Raw genomic sequence first — 2,273 nt, forward strand, 5'->3', positions numbered from 1 at the left:
GGCGTGCTGGAGTACCTGGGCCGGGTGGACTTCCAGGTGAAGGTGCGAGGCTTCCGCATCGAGCTGGGCGAAGTGGAATCCGCACTGCGCCAGCAGGAGGCGGTGAAGGAAGCCGTGGTGGTGGCGAAGGGGGAGGGCGCGGAGAAGCGCCTCGTGGCGTACGTAGCGCCGAAGGCGGGCGCGACGCTGGAAGCGGAGTCCCTGAAGGCAAGCCTGCGCCAACGGCTGCCGGAGTACATGGTGCCTGGAGCGGTGGTGGTGCTGGAGTCGCTGCCGCTCAACTCCAACGGCAAGGTGGACCGCAAGGCCCTGCCGGAGCCGGAGGCCCAGAAGGCCGGAAGTACCTACGAAGCGCCGCGCACGGAAGTGGAAGCTCAGTTGGCGGCCATCTGGGCGGAGGTGCTGCGGGTGCCGCAGGTGGGCGTGAAGGACGACTTCTTCGCGCTGGGCGGGCACTCCCTGCTGGCCACGCAGGTGGTGTCGCGGGTCCGCGCGGAGACGGGCGCGGAGCTGCCGCTGCGTGCGCTGTTCGAAGCGCCCACGGTGGAAGCCCTCGCCCGCAGGCTGGAGAAGGCCGGGCGCGCGAAGGCACCGGCCCTCGTGCCCGTGTCACGGGATGCACCGCTGCCGCTGTCGTTCGCGCAGCAGCGCCTGTGGTTCATCGATCAACTGGAGCCGGGCACGGCGCTCTACAACGTACCCGTCGCGGTGCGGCTGGAGGGCGACCTGGACGTGGCGGTCCTGGATCGGGCCCTCCGTGAGGTCGTGCGCCGTCACGAGTCCCTGCGCACGACGTTCGTCGCGGGCAACCCCGAGCCGGTGCAACGGACCACGTCCGAGAGCGCCTTCACGCTGGCGGTGGATGACCTGACGTCGAACGCCGCCGCGCTCCAGAAGCGCGTGGAGCAGGAGGTGCTGCGGCCCTTCGAACTGGCACACGGGCCGCTCCTCCGCGCGCTCCTGCTGAAGCTCGACGCGCGCGACCACGTGCTCGTCATCACGATGCATCACATCGTGTCGGACGGCTGGTCGCTCGGGGTGTTGGTCCGGGAGGTCGGCGCGCTCTACGCGGCGTTCGTGCAGGGCCATCCCTCGCCGCTGCCGGAGCTGCCGGTGCAGTACGCGGACTACGCGGCGTGGCAGCGCGGCTGGTTGCAGGGCGCGACGCTCCAGCGGGAGGTGGACTACTGGAAGCAGAAGCTCGCCGGTGCGCCGCCGGTGCTGGAGCTGCCCACGGATCGTCCGCGTCCCGCAGTGCGAGGAAACGCGGGAGCGACCCAGGGCTTCCTCTTGCCGCAATCGTTGACCCAGTGCCTGAGGAGCCTCGCGCAGCGCGAAGGGGCCTCGCTGTACATGGTGCTCCTGGCGGGCTGGCAGGTGCTGATGTCGCGCTACTCGGGGCAGGACGACATCAGCGTGGGTTCACCCATCGCGGGCCGCACGCGCGCGGAGGTGGAGGGACTCATCGGCTTCTTCGTCAACACGCTGGTCCTGCGCACGAACCTGTCCGGAGACCCCAGCTTCCGGGGCCTGCTCCAGCAGGTGCGCGAGACGGTCCTGGAGGCGCAGGAGCACCAGGAAGTACCGTTCGAGAAGCTGGTGGAGGCGCTCCAGCCCGAGCGCAGCCGCAGCCACACGCCGCTGTTCCAGACGCTGCTGGCGCTCCAGAACGTGCCCGTCGGTGAAGCCCGGCTGCCCGGCATGACGCTCAAGCCCGTGGAGTTCGCGGGAGGAACGTCGAAGTTCGACCTGAGCCTCTTCTTCGTGGAGACCGCGGAGGGCCTGAGCGGAACGCTGGAGTACAGCACCGACCTGTTCGAGGCCGCGACCGTGCACCGGATGGTGGAGCACCTGCGCGTGCTGTTGGAAGGCGTGGTGGCGAAGCCGGAAGCAGCGGTGGGCCGACTGCCCATGCTGACGGAGGCGGAGCGCCAGCAGGTGCTGGTGACATGGAACCAGCAGCAGGCGGAGTACGACCGGGACGCGACGATTCCGCGCCTCTTCGAAGCGCAGGCAAGGCGCACGCCGGATGCCGTCGCGGTGGTGAGTGGCAAGCAGCGGCTGACGTACCGGGAGGTGGAGGCGAAGGCGAACCAACTGGCGCACCGGCTGCGCAAGCTGGGAGTGGGCCCGGAGTCGCGAGTGGGCCTATGCGTGGAGCGCACGGCCGACGTCGTGGTGGGAACGCTGGGCATCCTGAAGGCGGGCGGCGCCTACGTGCCGTTGGATCCGAGCTACCCGAAGGAGCGCCTGGGTTGGCTGCTGGAGGACGC

At 70.0% G+C, this 2,273-nt stretch carries 1 protein-coding gene; it reads left to right on the plus strand.

The window, feature by feature from the left end; all coding sequences use genetic code 11:
* Positions 1-2,273: condensation domain-containing protein (locus K8556_RS39630; RefSeq protein ID WP_223745158.1), on the plus strand; the 2,273-nt coding region annotated here is incomplete at both ends.

It is taken from the genome of Corallococcus sp. AS-1-12 (assembly GCF_020036995.1).
Classification (GTDB): Bacteria; Myxococcota; Myxococcia; order Myxococcales; family Myxococcaceae; genus Corallococcus.